Source organism: Pseudomonas petroselini (assembly GCF_045037875.1).
GTDB lineage: Bacteria > Pseudomonadota > Gammaproteobacteria > Pseudomonadales > Pseudomonadaceae > Aquipseudomonas > Aquipseudomonas petroselini.
Map to the genome: position 1 here is coordinate 4,178,483 of NZ_CP173614.1, position 15,661 is coordinate 4,194,143.

Consider the following 15,661-nt stretch of genomic DNA (forward strand, 5'->3'; position numbering starts at 1 on the left):
ATGCGTGTCGTATCAGTGGTGTCCACCAAAGGTGGAGTAGGCAAAACCACAGTAGCGGCCAATCTCGGCGGTCTGCTGGCAGATGCGGGCTTACGCGTCCTGCTGCTCGATCTGGATAGCCAACCGACCCTCTCCAGCTATTATGCCTTGAACCACGAGGCCATCGCCGGTGCGTACGAACTCATTGCGCTCAACCAGACAGATCCTTCGCAGATAATTTCCACGACGGAGGTCGTCGGTCTCGACCTGATCCTCTCCAATGACGACCAAGACCGACTGAGTACTTTGCTGCTGCACGCCCCTGACGGGCGATTACGGCTGCGCAATTTGCTCGACCATTTCCGTCCCCGTTACGACCTGTTGTTGGTCGACACCCAAGGCGCACGTAGCGTGCTTCTGGAGATGGCCATCCTGGCCTCCGATATCGCCCTTTCTCCCATCACGCCGGAAATGCTCGCCGCCCGCGAACTGCACCGCGGCACCTTGAAGCTGCTCAGCGAACTCGAACCGTTCCGCCACCTGGGCATTCCACCACCCTCCTTGCGACTGCTACTGAACCAGGTGAACGCCATTAGGATTGACACGCGGATGATCATCAGCGGTCTGCGCAAGACCTTCGCTGGGGCTACCAACATCTCGGTGCTAGACACCGTAGTTCCAGACGCAGTGGCGTATCTCAATGCTGCCTCCCTCGGTCTGCCAGTCCACCGAGTCGAGACGCGCCGGCCCCATAAACGACGCTCGCCATCGGCACTGGAAACCATGCAAGCACTCGCCATTGAATTGTTCCCGGAATGGCACACAGCAATCTCTACTGTGAGCAAGTGCGCGGAGGCTCAATGAAATGAATCGCCAAGCCATAGTTCTCGAGACGAGATTTTGTCTGACCGACGTTGAGGCCAACTGCGTTTGGCAAGGAGTCTTTTGATGTTGGACCAGCTTTCTATCATTGCTCAACCATCCATCCACCTCTGCCGCCCACCTAGCGAGGAGTACTGCACAGTGGTCTTTCGTCTACAAGGCGGGCGCCCAGCCATGGGTTGGTTCCTTGCGGAACTGTCTCGTTATTTCGAAGGCTCGGGCACCGCCGAGGTCGTCAAGTTCGAAGTTGGTGACCATTTGAGCACCCGGCGTTAACTGAGGTGGCGTCAATGAAGAAGCTCACTCAGGAGGAAATCACCGAAAAACTGCACCAGGGCCACTTCCCCCGTGGCCCAGAAATGGAGCGGTTGTCCAATCCACTCACTGATACGCCTATGCTGGTCACTCTGGAGCAGTTGCGGCCCTACGAACACAACCCGCGGTTCATCCGTAACCCGCTTTATGACGACATCAAGGCCTCAATCCGTGAGCGCGGGCTGGATCAAGCGCCGCCGATTACCCGCCGCCCGGGTGAAACCTATTTCATAATCCGCAACGGCGGTAATACACGCTTGGCAATTCTTGGCGAGCTGTGGCAGGAAACCCGCGACGAGCGTTTCTTCCGCATCCATTGCCTGTTTCGACCCTGGACCGATGAAATCAGCGCCCTACTCGGCCATCTGGCCGAAAGCGATCTACACGGTCAGCTCACCTTCATCGAGCGTGCTCAGGCAGTGGCCAAACTCAAGACCATGCTTGAATCAGATGGCGCAACACTCCCGCAACGAGAGCTGGCACGACGTCTTGCCGCTGGAGGCTATCCGATTTCGCAGTCGCACATCAGCCGGATGCTGGACACCCTTGAACATTTACTGCCCGCCATTCCACAGACCCTATACGCCGGGTTGGGCAAACCCAAAATAGAGCGCCTGATTGGTCTGCGTAGCCAGGCTGAACGAACCTGGAATCGTTATCCAACCGACGCCATCGCTTTTCCCGAGTTTTGGCTCAACACCCTAGGGCAATTCGATGCCGACCCTGAGTCCTTCGACCTTGAGCAAATCCAGGATGAACTGCTGGAACGCATGAGTCGCTTACTCGGACAGTCCTACCGCATGTTGGCCCTGGAGCTGGGCGATACCCAACGGGTCATTCGGACGCCGGGCGTAGTCGTCACACCGCTGGCGAACAACCCTCTGCCGAGCGTCGATGATCCCGCCGCCGAGCCTCCCCTCTCCGAGGTGCATTCCAAATCAGCTGAAACCAGGACGCAGACCGAAACAGAGCGAGAGGAGCAGCTCACGCTGCCCGAAACGAATGTCGTATCGGCAATCAGCCCTCCGTCACGTGTTCAGAAAATTCGCGAACAGATTGACCGCGCTACTGCCACCGAACCAGCACAGACCGTCGCAACCTGTCCGATCGACGACATTTGGATCATCGCACCCACACTGGACACCGCTGAACAACTGCGTTTAGCCATTGCCGGCCTAGCTCGGGAAATGGCGGCCTATGCCGGACATCCCGAGAGCATCATCGGTCAGAAGTATGGTTTGGGCTTCGCCCTCAACATGGAGCAACTGGATCTTTCAGCGCCTCGTGCAACCGGCGTTCACCTATTGCTCTTGGCCCTACTGCGTGCCCAAGACGAAGTGAGCTGGGAGGATCGAAAGCAATTGCCCTCAGCCCTGTTCGGGCAACTGCTACTGGGGGTCTATCAACTCCCGCTGGCCGATCGTCCCGCCGTGGACGTAGGACTGGAGCGACTGCCCGACTATCTGTTAATCAAACTGTATCGCCTCATTCGCTTAGCCCGGCGCCTGATCGACTTAACGCTTACCCATGAAGACGATTCACCAAGGGAGCGGCCATGAACCTGTCCTTCAATGTACTCAACCAGGCCATGCTGACTCAGGTCCTTCACGAGTTGCGCCTGGGTAATCTGCAACGCTGCAAAGCACTCGGGCTGGGTGAAGAGGACATTTACCTGCTGCAATCCTTACCGCCCACCACACTGTCACGCCTCGCCCATGCCACCATCCCCTGGGTTGAGATCAAGATTGATTCACCGGTGCTGCATCGGTTGATCGACCAGGCCGAACGCGACGAACAGAACGAGCGCCTGATCAACCGAGCGCTCAAGCTCGGTGCCAGCAGTACCATCATGTATCAGTGCTTCGGCTTGGCGCATTCGGAAACCACCCTGCGCCGACGTCTGCTCAAGATAGAAACCCGTAAGGGCCGCCCCCAGAACTTGAGCGAAGCACAGGAACATGCGCTCTGGCAGCGTTGGTGCCAACTACGCGCTGAGGACGGTGCTGAGGATCAGCTCGACGCCATGATGATGTTGGCGGAGGAGCAACAGATCAGCTTGACCGTCGTTTGGCAGCAGATCGACCATTACAGCAACGGAACATGAACACTGCCCCTTTCAGTCGCTGGCAGCGTGTCCTGCAGCAATGCACCCAACAACTAAGTGAACGTTGGCCCGCACGCCCCACCACTGAACATCCTTCCAACCAGGCCCTGCAAGCTGGCTTCCTGTTCAGTGGTCAATCCCACGAAGTCGTGCCGCGTCGGCTGCTGCTGGATAGTCGGCTGACGCCATTGGAACGGAATGCCTGGCAAGTATTTCGACTCATGCTGCAAGGTCAGGGCGTGGTCACGCCGCGCTATGAAGATCTGCAGCCTTACTTGTCGAGCGTGCCCTACGGTGCGTCAGCCTCCCGTGAAACCATCGCTCGCGTCTTGACGATGCTCCGGCTGACGCGCTGGCTCAGTTTGGTGAGTCGTGGCCGCGATCAGCTCAGCGGGCGCCTACAAGGTTCTCTGTACGTCCTGCACGATGAACCGTTAACCCCCGCCGAAGCCATGGAGTTGGACCAGGATTACCTGGAGCTCGCCGGACACGCCCTCGATCATGCAACCAAGGCGGTGCGAATTGTCGCTCAGCATGTTTTGGAAGAAATTCGTCAGGACACCGATATCGATTTGGGCCGACTCCCCACCCGGCTCGACAGTTGGAGCGACCATTGGGCACAACAAGGATTGGATAAGGCGCCCGATGAAGCGTTACGCGATTCCGAACTGGGTGGCGATCACAGCGTTCGGAATCGTGCGGGACTCCGTTCGGATTCCGAACCGGGTCTGAACGCCCATGTTTCCGGCAGCGTTCGGAATCCGAATGCCGCCTGTACTGTGTTAAAAGAAAGTATTTGTACGGTACCGCGCGCGACCCCAGCGGTGGATAACCTGTACTGGCCTGATCCGCTGCACCTGAGTCCGAGCGAGCGGCAGGCCGTCACCGTGACGCTGAACAAGCTAAAACCAGCAGATCGGCAGGCGGTGCTCAACGAAGCGGGCGCGCGATGTGCGGCAGGAAGCGTCCGCAAACCCGCGGCGTATCTGATGGGACTGATCCAGCGGGCGCTCAAAGGCGATTTTCACCCTTGGGCAGGTCAAGCTGAATCGTTACCCATTGCAGAACCGCCACCCACTCCCCCGCGCCAACCTCGGAAAAAGGGCGAACCCGCCTCTGCCCTCGCCCAGGCGTGCCTGGATGAACTGCGCCAGCTGCGTAGCAAACGCCCTGGACGTCAGTAGATTTGATGCCACTGGCATCACTGACGAGCGTCTCGAAAATCAACCGTCTCGAACCAAATCGAACACACCGCATTCAGCTTTTCGGCTGTCCTTGACCTTCGTCTGTCGCAACGTTCCCGTCCAAGCCTATGCGAGGACGACACCGTGGCCGATCACTATCAGCTCAACCTGGGCTCATTGCGCAGCAGCATCACCCTGACACTGCATACCCACCACGCCGCCCGAATCTGGCAAGGTCGAACCGCACGCGAAGGCGTCCACTCGATTATGGGTATGGCCGGCTACATCAGCGTCACCAACCTGATCAAACAGGCCGCAGCGCAGGACGACCCCTATGCCGATTGGGCGATCGTGCAGCTCGAAGAAAAATTGATGCAGGCCAAGGCTGGGATGCTGGAACTGACCCAGCAGTTGGACCGGATCAGACAGGACCTGCCGACGCAGATCGACATGAGCGACAACCTCAACATCCATCCCGTCACCTTGCCGTTGTACATCGGCAGCCAACTGGGCTTCCTCGCCGTTTACCTGCTGACTGACTACGACACCTTGGTGCGACATACCCTGTTGGCCCATCACACCGCCTTGATCGGTCGCCGGGACATGGAAGCCTGGATCGACGACGGTGCCCATTTGCTGCGCAGCCTGTTCGGTCAGGCGCAGCGCTATCGGCATGCTGGCGTCACCCGTGACGACATGGCGGCGAACAACGCCCGCGCTCTGGCGGCAATCGAGAGAATGGGGCTGCCCCCTACGGACATCCTTGAGGGGCATCGCCGCTCCCAGTTCGCGCCACCCATCATTCGTCGTGGTGCTGTGGCGGTGGATGACGCTGACGCGTTGACGGAGAACGCGGTAGAGCCGTCTGCGACAGTAGATGAGCCGGAGGACGAAGTATGAGGCACCTCATCCCGACTCAACCAATGCCCCTCGAAACACTAACACCGGATGCCTATCGACAGATCGAACACGCTGCCTACCTAAAAGGCCTTTTAAAACCTTTTAAGGGTAAGGGGGAACTGGAATACCTGGCGCGGGTAGCGAGGGAAACCGAGGCGCAGTTACGTCGTCTGATGGAGGCTGTGGCGCAGCAGGCCGGACAACCGCCTTACTCGCTGCTGGATATTCGATTGGTGCTGCAGAACACCAGTGCGGGCAGCACCTTTTTGCGATGGCGCACCCGTGATTTCGCCCGTATGGGCGTTGCGGTCTGGGAACGCCAAGCCTCCAACAAGGCCTTGCCGCAAGCCGTACGCGAGGGGTTACACCGTTTCGAATGTGAGCGCATTGCACTGAACTTGCAGATGAGCGTGGTGCATTCGCTCTACCGTCAGGCTTCAACCTGCGCGATCAAAATGGCCAGCGCCGAACGGCTGCTGCGCCAGTTCACACCAGCAGCGGAGATATCACGATGAGTACTTTTTTCGTCGGCGAAGGCAACATCGGCAGTGCGCCAGAGTTCCAGGAGTTCCCATCAGGCAATGACGAGCCACGGCGTTTGCTGCGCCTGAATGTGTACTTCGACAACCCCGTGCCACGCGACGGCAGCTATGAGGATCGAGGCGGCTATTGGGCGCCGGTCGAGCTCTGGCACCGCGAGGCTGAACACTGGAGCACGCTGTACCAGAAAGGTATGCGCGTGTTGGTCGAAGGCCGCACCGTGCGCGATGAGTGGGAGGACAGCGAAGACAATGCGCGGGTGACCTTCAAGATCGAGGCGCGTCGTGTCGGCATCCTGCCTCATCGCGTGCAGAAAGTGGTCATGCGGGAGCGCACAAGTGAATCAGCATCGTTTGCGGCTCCCGTCGGGCAGGCTACAGACCAGGCCAGCTCGCCTGCGTCGAAGTCCAAAAAGCGCAGAGGGCAGCCACCATCGGCATGACTGACATGAGGCATAAAAATTGCGCGTTTGCGCGAAGTTCCTGGCCTGTCATTACTCGCTGCTCGTGAAGCACTGTCGTCCACCTGACTGCAACCTAGCAGCCTCGCCCCCCATTCAAGACCGCCCTCACCGACTAATATGAGGAACCTGCCATTCAGGTTTCTCATAGCTCGCCATTGCTGTTTCCAACAACGCTGCTCCGAACTCAACCCGGAGCAGTTCTATGCGTCTCTTTCTCTGCGAGAAACCCTCCCAAGGACGTGACATCGCCAAGGTTCTCGGAGCCAGCCGACGTGGCGATGGTTGCTTGATCGGACGCGAGACAACCGTCACTTGGTGTATCGGTCACCTGCTGGAAACGGCCACACCTGAAGCCTATGGCGATCAGTACAAAACCTGGTCGTTGGATCATCTACCGATCATTCCCGAACATTGGCAGGTCGAGGTCAAACCCAAGACCGCAGCACAGTTCAAGGTCATCAAACGCCTGCTCAGCGAAGCTAGCACCGTCATCATCGCCACCGACGCTGATCGGGAAGGTGAAATGATTGCCCGCGAGTTACTGGAGCTCTGCAACTATCGTGGCTCTGTTGAGCGCCTCTGGTTATCCGCACTCAACGAGGCGTCGATTCGCAAGGCATTGTCCTCGCTGAGGTCAAGCGATGAGACCCTCACGCTGTATCACTCAGCCCTGGCGCACAGCCGTGCCGACTGGCTTATCGGCATGAACCTCAGTCGTTTGTTTACCCTCCTAGGACGGCGGGCGGGCTATGACGGCGTACTGTCGGTTGGACGCGTCCAAACGCCCACTTTGCGCTTGGTGGTTGATCGAGATCGCGCGATTGCCAGCTTCGTCTCTGTGCCGTACTGGGTGGTGGATGTGCACCTGTCTTCAATGGGGCAACCCTTCATCGCGTCGTGGATACCGCCAAGCTCAGGACGTGACGAAGCCGGTCGCTGCCTGCAGCAGGCGCTCGCCAGTCAAGCCGTCCAAGCGCTTTCTGGCAGCAAGACCGCCACCGTAGTCTCGCTGCAGACTGAGCATTTGCGCGAAGCGCCACCCCTGCCCTTCGACCTGAGCACACTGCAAGAAGTCTGCTCACGCAAGTTGGGACTCGGCGCTCAGGAAACGCTGAACATCGCCCAAGCCTTGTATGAAACCCACAAAGCCACCAGCTATCCGCGCAGCGATTGCCGCTATTTGCCAGAGAGCATGTTTAACGAGGTAGCCGCGGTATTCGATGCCCTGCTCAGAATGGATCCCGCGTTACGCCCAGCGCTCGGAAGCATCGATCGATCATTGCGCTCACGAGCATGGAACGATGCCAAGATCACCGCGCACCACGCCATCATCCCCACCACCGAGCCGGCGAACCTTGGGCGGATGTCAGAACAAGAGCGCCAAGTCTACGAACTGATTCGTAGCCACTACCTCGTACAATTCCTGCCGCATCACGAGTTTGATCGAACCGAGGTCGAACTGGAGTGCGGCGAAGAACGGTTAACCGCTGTTGGCAAACAGATCCTGGTTCAAGGCTGGAAAGGCTTACTCTCCGACAACGCCGAAGACGATGAACCCGATCAAAAATCCCAGGTATTGCCCGTCCTACAGCAGGGTACGCGGTGCGCAGTGGACAACGTCGAACTCAAATCCATGCGCACCGCTGCGCCCAAACCGCTCACCGAGGGTGATCTGATCAGGGCGATGAAAAATGTGGCCAAGCGGGTCAATGACCCGCGTCTGAAACAGAAACTTCGGGACACCACCGGTATCGGCACCGAAGCCACGCGAGCCGGCATCATCAAGGGCTTGATTGATCGCGGTTATTTGTTGAAGAAAAAACGTGCATTAACGGCCTCCGCAGCGGCCCATACGCTGATCGAAGCGGTACCCGCTGCCGTCGCCGATCCGGGTATGACAGCGATCTGGGAGCAAGCGCTGGATGAAATCGAAGCGGGACGTCTGACCTTGGATGCATTCGTTGCCAAGCAGGCGCACTGGATTACGCAACTGATCGCAAACTGCGGAGCGCTTACCTTGTCGGTACCGGTCGAAGCCGGGCCGGTCTGCCCCATTTGCAACGCATCAATGCTCAGGCGGAAGGGAAAATCAGGACCGTTTTGGTCATGCTCCCACTACCCGGACTGCAAAGGCACTGTGTCGATCAGCAAAGGGCCGCGTCGGCCATGACGCATCGTCGGTGATCACATGAATCTTTGGGGGGCTGATGTACGGGTCAGTGCATCATCAACGGCAGTTGATCCTTCTCCAAGTCGCTTAGCGGTTGTCCGATTTCACGGGCCAACGCGATGCCTGTCGCGATCCATATCTGCCCCAGTTCGTTGAAAGCTTTCAGGTGAGCAGGATCTTCGTTGAGCCAATGAACAAGGCTGTCGAGGTGTTCGGGGTTATCAGGGCAGTCATGGATCTTGATGAACAGCTCCAGTGTTCGATCCCAGATCAGGTCCATGACGTTCTCGCGCTGCTCATCCATGCTCAACCTTTCCTCCGTTTGGCCCTATCAGACCGCTCAGTCTCGCTGGTCACTTCGACCTCTAATTCCTGGAGGAGTAGATGTCACGTCGCGACAAACAGCTATTTCAGTCAATATAACAACCTTATAAGTCGATACTCAACCGTTAAGGATGTTTATGTCAATGGGTCTTTGCTCAACCATTCGGGTTGAATTGGAGAGCTCATCACTTGGCACATAAACATCCAACCCAAGCCCAAATTGGGCGCATGATCGCGAAGCACCGCACTCAGCGTAATCTGACCCAGGAAGAGGTGGCTGAACGCCTGGGGATCGGCAGCGAAGCCATTTCGCGCCTTGAGCGGGGTGTGGTGGAGCTTTCCGTGGTCAAGCTGATGCAACTGGCGGACATCTTCGACTGCCGGATGGATGAACTGCTGACGGAGTCGAGCAGTCGCCCCAACGACCAGGGCCAGATGATCGCGGGCCTGCTGAGCGGCCTTCAAGAAAGCGACCGTGCCTTTATCCTGACGACCGTCGAACAGCTGGCCGCTCATCTCAGTAGCAAATAACCGCTTCGCCCACTGGCTTGACGTCGCCCCACCCGCTCTGCTGTAGTGCCTCAGGATCATCGCTTCGGCGACGCCAAGACCGATTCGCTCCGGGTAGCTCGGTCGGACTCCCTGAGTTCGGAGCCTTCTCTTCTGCGGAATTTTATTCCCGCTTTGTGCTCGACCGGATCAATGTGGCGGATGACCACTGTTGCCTCTACCAGGCAGCAGCGGTCATCCGCTACGGCGATCACATTCAGTCCCGGAGCCCGCCGGGGAAACACTGGGCACCCTTTGTGCGCGGATGCGTGCCAGCATGTTCCGACCCAGGCCACGATAAGGGTCGGTTGGCGAATCGAGATGCAGTTAAAACAAGTTTTGCGAGGAGCTTATCGACTGCAGAAGTTCGCCAAAGGTGGTTTTTTCTCTTCCTAGCCTGGCACCCGCCAGGCCCACTCTTCACTTTCTTCCGTCCAGTGATTGCCACTGAGTTCCGGCCTAAAAAAATCGGCTAACGGCGTCTTGACGCTCCCCTGTGACAGGCTTATACAAAGGGCGTGGTTCGCTGTCGTTGACAGCCCAGCCCAGGTAGCTTGAACCTTCAAGGCTACGCCACGCTCGTGGTGGTTTACCCAAGTGCGATCAGCATTCGGAGGCTCGCACGATTACCGCTTCAGCGGTGATGAATGCCCACTACCCTAGGTCCGCAGATCTGCTGCGGATTTCTCCTCTGCTGCTCCCCTATTCTCCAGGCGCATCGATCTGATGGTCATCGGGTTGCCGGTGACAGGTCGTTCATCGCTTGCCTTCACCTTACCCACCCTGACGGGACTCACTTCCCCCTCAGGGGCTGTGCGTCGCCGTTTTCCCTTGAAACAGGAGAACCACCATGGCCCACGCCAACCAATCCCAAGAAGCAACTACTTACTTCAATCTGCACACCGTCGGTATCGGCTACCTCAACCGTGTTCGTGAAGTGCAAGTCCGCCGCGGCCAGCCATTCATGGCCTGCGATATCGCAGCCCTGCATGGTGCCGCCGATGCAGTGGAGTACACCCGCTTCGACTGCAAAGTCGCAGGGGGCGAAGCTGAACGCTTGATTCGTCTCTATATGGACGCCGTCAAAGCAGAGAAAAAGGTCTTGCTGTCGTTCCGTATCAGCGACCTGTGGATCGACCCATTTCTCTATGAGAAAGGCGATAAACAAGGCCAGCCAGGTGCCAGCCTGAAAAGTCGTCTGCTGTACATCGACTGGATCAAGGTCAACGGCACGTTCGAATACAAAGCGCCTGCCAGGCAGGAGGCAACAGCACCTGCTGAGCAAACGCCAAACAGTGAGCCATCCCCAACGTCGGCTGATGCCGAAGCTGAGGATACCGACAACCCAACAGAGACCAGGATCAAACCTGAATCTGCACCCACTCCCCGCACAGCCCGCCGTGTTGCCACACGTACTGTTCAGTCCGCCTGAACACAATCCCCGATGTTTTACATCAAGGCGCTCAATCGAGCGCCTTTCTTCAATCCGCACAGGAGAACCCACATGGAATCCTTCTGGCTTTGCGACGACTGCCTGTTCGCTGCGGCTTACGAGGACTACAGCACGTTATCGCTCTACTACACGACGGATGAAATCGAGAAACGCATCGCCGGTCTCCATCGCGGGCTGGTTCGGCTAATGCCCATCAGTGCCGACTTCGACCCCGAAACTGGCCGTGGAATAAGAACCTTTTCCCCATTGCCCTGCAACGGTTGTGATTCACACCTGCACGGACAACGCCACCGATTCACTCGGCTGTAAACAGCGCGTCATCGGGCAATGCCCGTCACTCTATATCCACCTCGGGGACAACACTCCCCTCGGGTGTGTACCCCCGGATTGTTCCCTTCGGAGGTACGCCATGAGCAACCAACTCACCCTGATTGAAACCTCGGATGTCGAGGCTGATCGTATCGCCCAGGAAAACCAGCTAATCGACGAAGCGCTGCACATTCTGGATCGTCGGCTGTTCACCCGCGGCCCCAACCTGACGTCACCTGACGCCGTGGCCTCATATCTGAAACTTCATCTTGCGCAACAAGAGCATGAAGTTTTCGGTGTGATTTTTCTCGATGCCCGCCATCGCGTTCTGGCGTTCGAGATCCTCTTTCACGGCAGCATCGATGGCGCCAGTGTTTATCCCCGCCAGGTGGTCAAGCGCTCCCTCGCACATAACGCAGCAGCCGCCATTGTTGTTCACAACCACCCCTCCGGTTGCACGGAGCCCAGCCTGGCGGATCGCGCCTTGACCGCACGGTTGAAAGCGGCGTTGGACTTGATCGAAGTTCGTGTACTGGATCACTTCATCGTGGGTGAAGGTCGCCCACTTTCTCTTGCCGAATACGGCTGGCTTTAACCCTTACAGGCGCCTTCGGGCGCCTTGTTCATTTTCATCCTGGAGAAATACTCATGAACTCCACTACCCAAGCCCCAGCCATGCTGGGGGCCTCAAACCCATTCGTTCGCGGCTATGACAATCTATTTATTGAACGGCTGCTGCAAATCACCTACGCGAACGACTGCCCTCCCTGCTTTCGCTCCATACACGACTCACAAGCTCATTTACCCAACGATGCGCTGGAACTGTTCGCCTGCCTGTTCAACGACGACTTCGCTCTGATCAGCGAGGGTCAGGCCATTCCGGATGAATTGGATGAACACTTCCAGTCCACCGGGCTGGTGCGGCAGGTGATCTATGCCGTGACGGGCGAGATGCTCAACGAACGACATCATGTCGGTGACCTTTACTCCCTGGAAGAAGCCCAAGCCATGGTCCACCATTTGAGCTTCGACACAGGACACTACAGTCGAGCCTGGGAGATCAGTACCGCACACCTCACTAACAAGGCCCTGCGCCACTTGGAAAGCCGGGTTGGCAATGTCGACTCCAAGCCAACCGGACTGCTGTTTGAACCCTTTGTCCTGCCAGACTGCAATGGCGTCGGGTGTAAGCTGATCGGCACGCCCTGGACCGACGACAACCTGGTGAAGATCGAGGGCCGTCCTTACGCATCGCTGAGGCAGGAGCAGCTCGACGCTGGCACACCGGAAGCCCTGGTCAACCTGCTGTATCTGGCTGCACTGGCCGATGCGCGATTGTTGATCTTCGACCCCGACGCCGCCGTCTTGGATGGGCTCGCGATTTTTGGATAGCAACGCGTTCAGCGTTAACACGACCCGCCTTGAATCAACTTACTCACTGAATCGCTCCTTCACCTCATGTCAGGTTCTGCACTGAATCTGACATGAGGTTTTTTCCATGGAGCGTTTTTTCACGCGTGTCTGCCTGCTGGGTTTGTTGAGTGCATGCACCGCGCAAATACCAAACCCATTGCCGACTAATCCAGAGAATGCCGGTGGTTCCAATCGGGCCCAGCTCTCGAGGAGTACAGCCGAAGAGAGTCATCCGACAGAGCTCCGCTATGGCCGCTATACGCTGGTCAGCACCGAGCCCACGGCAGAGCAACGTGATCTTCTCGCTCAAATCATTGACGTGAGCATTCCGTCCAACCTGAATCCTTCGGTACAGGAAGCGATGCACTACGTGCTGCAGCGCTCAGGTTATTCGCTCTGCCCTGCTGCCGAACCAGTAAAAATAATGTTTACCCGGCCTCTGCCCGCCGCCCATTACCGGCTCGGCCCGATCTCACTACGCAACGCGCTACAAGTGCTGGCTGGCCCCGCATGGCAACTCACGACCGATGAGGTCAGCCGTTCGGTCTGCTTCGAACAGCTGAAAACGGATGCTGGCGTCGTGCTGATCACACCCGTGTTGCCCAATCGATCGGAGGCGCGGCCATGAAAGCCTCGACGTTCCAAACCCTAATTGTCGGGTCACTTTGCCTGGCGGTCTCCGGGCTGAGTGGCGGTTTGTATAACCAGTATCAACGCGTGACCGAGCTAGAAAATGCGAACGCCCAACGCCTACAAACCCTGGACACCCTGCAACGTGATTCAAGCACCCTCATGGATGCACAGGAGAAGCTGCAATACGCACTGAAAGACCTGAAGCAGATGGTCGATACCGGTGAGCAACAGGCCAATACCCTCGATCCGATGTTGGATCAATGGGCGCAAGAGATACAGGAGCTACGCGACGGCCTGGCAGACCGTGCCACCGAAGCCGACATGGTCGCGCTGCGCGCACGACTTGAGCACGTCGAGCAGCAACTCCTGGAGCTCAAGACCCAGCCATCACTCCCACCACCACCAACGCCCTCCTCGGCCAAGCCGAAAAGAGTCGCTCGCGCCAAGCCTGCCCCGCTCTCGCCGCCATTTTCAGTGTTGAGCGTCGAGTACCGCGGTGGCGAGCGCTTTCTGGCGGTCGCACCTCCTGACAGTCGCTCGCTCCATGATATCCAGTTGCTGCACAACGGCGAGCAGTTCGGCACATGGCAACTGAAGGTGCTGGAGCCGAACGCGGCTATCTTCGCGCTGACCGCTCACCCAGACCAGACCGTGCACCTTCCTTGAGAAGCGATTATGAACAGAGCACCGCTGAGCCCCATCGTCTGTTTCATTTCATTGCTGAGCACGGGCGCTGCGCTGGGCAACCCCGTCACGACACCGTCACGAACCCAAGACATGCAGTCTGCTCCGCTGGAGCGTTCGCACTCTGAACAGGCGGCAAGCTGGGGTCTGACGGAGCAGGAGTGGACACGCTTCGAACAGATCCAAGCCGGCCCGCGTGGTTACTGGAGCCCGAATCTCGATCCGCTGACTGCACTCGGCGTCGAAGCAGAGAACGATCAAGAGCGTCAGCGCTATGCCGAATTGCAGGTAGCGCTGGAAGCCAAACGTGCCGAGCGCGAGTTGGCTTACCAAAACGCCTACACCGCAGCTTGGGCCAAGCTGTTTCCTGGACTGTTGCCGATTCAGGGTATGGCATCCCCGCCCGCTGCTAGCTCACCGGTAGAGCCGCGCCGTGCTCTGTTTGTCGAAGACCATTGCCCTGCGTGCACCGCTGAAGCGCAGCGTCTGCAAAGCAGTGATACAGCGTTCGATATCTACCTGGTGGGTAGCCAAGGTGAGGATGAACATGTCCGTGGCTGGGCGCGGCAAGCAGGCATTGATGCGAGCAAGGTCCAACACCGGCAAATCACCCTGAACCATGATCGCGGGCGCTGGTTCAGCCTGGGAGCCCCGAGACCGTTACCCGTCACATTTCAGCAGGTGAACGGACAATGGCAACGTCTCGATTGATTGCTATTGCGCTCCTGCTGACGGTGCACGCCGTCCGGGCAGACGAACTTCCGCCTCCGGCTTATCAACTGGCAGCGCATGACGCCAACGTACCTTCCACGGTGTTGTTCGCGATTGCCCTGCAGGAGAGTGGCGCCCGCCTCCGTGGTCGACTGCTGCCCTGGCCCTGGACGCTGAATATTGCCGGTAGCCCTTACCGTTTCGCCAATCATCAGACCGCCTGTCACGCCTTGCTTCAGGCGCTTGCTCGGTATGACGCCAAGCGCGTCGATGCCGGGCTTGGGCAAATCAACCTGGGTTATCACGGACAGCATTTTTCCAGTCCCTGCGAAGCCCTCGAACCCTACCGCAATCTGGCCGTAACTGCCGCGCTGCTGCAAGAGCATCACGCCGTCACCGGTGATTGGGTGTCAGCTGCTGGCCGATATCACCGCCCGGCAGGAGGAACGCCGGCCGCGCGTTACCGCGCCGGCTTTTCTCAACAACTCGAACGACTGCAGGTTTCCTTTAAACAGGGCACACCACCATGAAGCGAATTCCCAGTGCGTATTACTTCGCCGTGCTCTTGGCTGCGCTCGCCGAGCCGGGACTGTCGTTTGCAGAAGTTCAGCCTGGCGGTGTCACCCGCCCCCAGTTTGAAGCTTCCAGGCCGCCAATAAACAACAAGACCCAGCCTACTCGGGCCATACATGCAGACCTATCTGCATTTGCCGATGAAACCTGGATACTGCCCGTGCGCAGCTCTCACTTGAGCCCAGGCCAAATCACAACTCGCACCCTGGACATGCCGGGCTTGCAGCCATTTTTCCTGGTCGGGGAGGATCCCCAATCGTTGGCTTGGCTGCATCAGCGTGCGACTGAACTGCAAGAAATGGGGGCGGCCGGCCTCGCCGTCGAAGTGACCGATACTGAAGCCCTGGCCCGAATTCGAGCAGCCGCGCCGGGCATCACCATCCTGCCGGTCAACGGCAACGACATCGCCTCTCGCCTGAAAATTGAGCACTACCCTGTCTTAATCACAGCCACCTCACTGGAACAGTGAGTCTGG

At 58.1% G+C, this 15,661-nt stretch carries 19 protein-coding genes; 18 read left to right on the plus strand and 1 reads right to left on the minus strand.

What is annotated here, in order from left to right; translation table 11 throughout:
* The 8 genes from ACI512_RS19220 to ACI512_RS19255 all read left to right on the plus strand — a co-directional run bounded on the left by ACI512_RS19220 (position 1) and on the right by ACI512_RS19255 (position 8,537).
* Positions 1–843, plus strand: coding sequence for a ParA family protein (locus tag ACI512_RS19220; RefSeq protein WP_231807871.1), 843 nt, complete (start codon positions 1–3; stop codon positions 841–843).
* Positions 844–1,151: 308 nt separating this feature from the next.
* On the plus strand, positions 1,152–2,735 hold the full coding sequence (locus ACI512_RS19225; protein ID WP_231807872.1) for a ParB family protein: 1,584 nt from the start codon (positions 1,152–1,154) through the stop codon (positions 2,733–2,735).
* On the plus strand, positions 2,732–3,280 hold the full coding sequence (locus ACI512_RS19230; RefSeq protein WP_405121269.1) for a DUF2857 domain-containing protein: 549 nt from the start codon (positions 2,732–2,734) through the stop codon (positions 3,278–3,280). The genes ACI512_RS19225 and ACI512_RS19230 overlap by 4 nt, the downstream gene beginning before the upstream one ends.
* Positions 3,277–4,464 carry an STY4528 family pathogenicity island replication protein gene (locus ACI512_RS19235; protein WP_274090370.1) on the plus strand — a complete coding sequence of 396 codons (1,188 nt, stop codon included), beginning with the start codon at positions 3,277–3,279 and terminating at the stop codon, positions 4,462–4,464. The genes ACI512_RS19230 and ACI512_RS19235 overlap by 4 nt, the downstream gene beginning before the upstream one ends.
* Before the next feature lie 144 nt (positions 4,465–4,608).
* A complete protein-coding gene (locus ACI512_RS19240; RefSeq protein ID WP_231830299.1) occupies positions 4,609–5,364 on the plus strand; it encodes a PFL_4669 family integrating conjugative element protein in 756 nt (251 codons plus the stop codon).
* Complete coding sequence (locus tag ACI512_RS19245; RefSeq protein ID WP_231830300.1) at positions 5,361–5,879, plus strand: DUF3158 family protein; 519 nt, start codon at positions 5,361–5,363, stop codon at positions 5,877–5,879. Before ACI512_RS19240 ends, ACI512_RS19245 begins: the two co-directional genes overlap by 4 nt.
* Positions 5,876–6,346: a single-stranded DNA-binding protein gene (locus ACI512_RS19250; protein WP_231808334.1), complete on the plus strand. Its 471-nt coding sequence runs from the start codon at positions 5,876–5,878 to the stop codon at positions 6,344–6,346. The genes ACI512_RS19245 and ACI512_RS19250 overlap by 4 nt, the downstream gene beginning before the upstream one ends.
* A gap of 223 nt (positions 6,347–6,569) precedes the next feature.
* On the plus strand, positions 6,570–8,537 hold the full coding sequence (locus ACI512_RS19255; RefSeq protein WP_231808335.1) for a DNA topoisomerase III: 1,968 nt from the start codon (positions 6,570–6,572) through the stop codon (positions 8,535–8,537).
* A gap of 46 nt (positions 8,538–8,583) precedes the next feature.
* On the opposite strand, the gene ACI512_RS19260 is transcribed toward ACI512_RS19255, so the two are convergent.
* A complete protein-coding gene (locus ACI512_RS19260; RefSeq protein ID WP_047542283.1) occupies positions 8,584–8,841 on the minus strand; it encodes a hypothetical protein in 258 nt (85 codons plus the stop codon).
* Between the two features lie 209 nt (positions 8,842–9,050).
* Between ACI512_RS19260 and ACI512_RS19265 the strand changes: the two genes are divergently transcribed.
* From ACI512_RS19265 to ACI512_RS19310, 10 genes are all read left to right on the plus strand, one after another.
* On the plus strand, positions 9,051–9,392 hold the full coding sequence (locus ACI512_RS19265) for a helix-turn-helix domain-containing protein (RefSeq protein WP_027912505.1): 342 nt from the start codon (positions 9,051–9,053) through the stop codon (positions 9,390–9,392).
* 868 nt (positions 9,393–10,260) lie between these two features.
* A complete protein-coding gene (locus ACI512_RS19270) occupies positions 10,261–10,842 on the plus strand; it encodes an STY4534 family ICE replication protein (protein WP_405121270.1) in 582 nt (193 codons plus the stop codon).
* 72 nt (positions 10,843–10,914) lie between these two features.
* On the plus strand, positions 10,915–11,172 hold the full coding sequence (locus tag ACI512_RS19275; protein WP_231808337.1) for a hypothetical protein: 258 nt from the start codon (positions 10,915–10,917) through the stop codon (positions 11,170–11,172).
* Between the two features lie 100 nt (positions 11,173–11,272).
* Positions 11,273–11,767, plus strand: coding sequence for a DNA repair protein RadC (gene radC / locus ACI512_RS19280; protein ID WP_231808338.1), 495 nt, complete (start codon positions 11,273–11,275; stop codon positions 11,765–11,767).
* Positions 11,768–11,820: 53 nt separating this feature from the next.
* Positions 11,821–12,564, plus strand: coding sequence for an ABC transporter substrate-binding protein (locus tag ACI512_RS19285; protein WP_231808339.1), 744 nt, complete (start codon positions 11,821–11,823; stop codon positions 12,562–12,564).
* A 106-nt stretch (positions 12,565–12,670) separates the two neighbouring features.
* A complete protein-coding gene (locus ACI512_RS19290) occupies positions 12,671–13,213 on the plus strand; it encodes a PilL N-terminal domain-containing protein (protein ID WP_405121271.1) in 543 nt (180 codons plus the stop codon).
* A complete protein-coding gene (locus ACI512_RS19295) occupies positions 13,210–13,884 on the plus strand; it encodes a chemotaxis protein (RefSeq protein WP_405121272.1) in 675 nt (224 codons plus the stop codon). Before ACI512_RS19290 ends, ACI512_RS19295 begins: the two co-directional genes overlap by 4 nt.
* A 9-nt stretch (positions 13,885–13,893) precedes the next feature.
* Entirely contained in the window at positions 13,894–14,613 is a 720-nt protein-coding gene (locus tag ACI512_RS19300) for a TIGR03759 family integrating conjugative element protein (protein WP_231808342.1), read from the plus strand.
* The gene (locus ACI512_RS19305) at positions 14,595–15,143 is read left to right on the plus strand and encodes a lytic transglycosylase (RefSeq protein ID WP_231808343.1); all 549 of its coding nucleotides are present in this window, start codon (positions 14,595–14,597) and stop codon (positions 15,141–15,143) included. Before ACI512_RS19300 ends, ACI512_RS19305 begins: the two co-directional genes overlap by 19 nt.
* Entirely contained in the window at positions 15,140–15,655 is a 516-nt protein-coding gene (locus ACI512_RS19310; RefSeq protein ID WP_231808344.1) for an integrating conjugative element protein, read from the plus strand. Before ACI512_RS19305 ends, ACI512_RS19310 begins: the two co-directional genes overlap by 4 nt.
* Positions 15,656–15,661: the final 6 nt, after the last annotated feature.

Excerpts from the sequence above, each read along its gene's own strand:
- ACI512_RS19220 (WP_231807871.1), top strand. The coding sequence starts at position 1 with ATGCGTGTCGTATCAGTGGTGTCCACCAAAGGTGGAGTAGGCAAAACC.
- ACI512_RS19225 (WP_231807872.1), top strand. The coding sequence starts at position 1,152 with ATGAAGAAGCTCACTCAGGAGGAAATCACCGAAAAACTGCACCAGGGC.
- ACI512_RS19230 (WP_405121269.1), top strand. The coding sequence starts at position 2,732 with ATGAACCTGTCCTTCAATGTACTCAACCAGGCCATGCTGACTCAGGTC.
- ACI512_RS19235 (WP_274090370.1), top strand. The coding sequence starts at position 3,277 with ATGAACACTGCCCCTTTCAGTCGCTGGCAGCGTGTCCTGCAGCAATGC.
- ACI512_RS19245 (WP_231830300.1), top strand. The coding sequence starts at position 5,361 with ATGAGGCACCTCATCCCGACTCAACCAATGCCCCTCGAAACACTAACA.
- ACI512_RS19250 (WP_231808334.1), top strand. The coding sequence starts at position 5,876 with ATGAGTACTTTTTTCGTCGGCGAAGGCAACATCGGCAGTGCGCCAGAG.
- ACI512_RS19255 (WP_231808335.1), top strand. The coding sequence starts at position 6,570 with ATGCGTCTCTTTCTCTGCGAGAAACCCTCCCAAGGACGTGACATCGCC.
- ACI512_RS19260 (WP_047542283.1), bottom strand. The coding sequence starts at position 8,841 with ATGGATGAGCAGCGCGAGAACGTCATGGACCTGATCTGGGATCGAACA.
- ACI512_RS19270 (WP_405121270.1), top strand. The coding sequence starts at position 10,261 with ATGGCCCACGCCAACCAATCCCAAGAAGCAACTACTTACTTCAATCTG.
- ACI512_RS19275 (WP_231808337.1), top strand. The coding sequence starts at position 10,915 with ATGGAATCCTTCTGGCTTTGCGACGACTGCCTGTTCGCTGCGGCTTAC.
- radC (WP_231808338.1), top strand. The coding sequence starts at position 11,273 with ATGAGCAACCAACTCACCCTGATTGAAACCTCGGATGTCGAGGCTGAT.
- ACI512_RS19285 (WP_231808339.1), top strand. The coding sequence starts at position 11,821 with ATGAACTCCACTACCCAAGCCCCAGCCATGCTGGGGGCCTCAAACCCA.
- ACI512_RS19290 (WP_405121271.1), top strand. The coding sequence starts at position 12,671 with ATGGAGCGTTTTTTCACGCGTGTCTGCCTGCTGGGTTTGTTGAGTGCA.
- ACI512_RS19295 (WP_405121272.1), top strand. The coding sequence starts at position 13,210 with ATGAAAGCCTCGACGTTCCAAACCCTAATTGTCGGGTCACTTTGCCTG.
- ACI512_RS19300 (WP_231808342.1), top strand. The coding sequence starts at position 13,894 with ATGAACAGAGCACCGCTGAGCCCCATCGTCTGTTTCATTTCATTGCTG.
- ACI512_RS19305 (WP_231808343.1), top strand. The coding sequence starts at position 14,595 with ATGGCAACGTCTCGATTGATTGCTATTGCGCTCCTGCTGACGGTGCAC.
- ACI512_RS19310 (WP_231808344.1), top strand. The coding sequence starts at position 15,140 with ATGAAGCGAATTCCCAGTGCGTATTACTTCGCCGTGCTCTTGGCTGCG.